Below are 363 nucleotides of genomic sequence, written 5' to 3'. Positions count from 1 at the left end.
CGGGTGCGGGCTGATTTCGATGAAGGTGCCGTACTTCTCCGCCGCGGCACCGATGGCCTGACTGACCAATGCGGGTTGGCGCACGTTGTTGGCCCAATAGTCGGCGTCGAGCACCGGAGCCGGCCCGGCCGGATCGACCACCGTGGAAATAAACGGGATCTGCGGCGGCACCGGAACCACCCCGGCCAACTGCGCACGCAACTCCCCCAGAATCGGATCCATGAACGCGGTATGGGAGGCCACCTCCATATTGACCCGCCGAGCAAACCGCTCCCGAACGGCCACCGCCGCAATCACCGCATCCACATCAACCGGCGAACCCGCCACCACCGTCTGCCGCGGCGACAAATACCCCGCCACCGC

Annotated in this window: 1 protein-coding gene; it reads right to left on the bottom strand. The window is 66.4% G+C overall.

Annotation, left to right across the window (positions count from 1 at the left end; all coding sequences use genetic code 11):
* Window positions 1–363 (bottom strand): acyltransferase domain-containing protein (locus AC5Y31_RS21830; RefSeq protein ID WP_499982990.1); only part of this gene is annotated, 363 nt, incomplete at both ends.

The sequence above is a fragment of the Mycobacterium sp. NGS18 genome, from assembly GCF_059813185.1.
The sequence above is the reverse complement of the archived record's forward strand: the minus strand, read 5'-3'. Positions and strand labels throughout refer to the sequence as shown.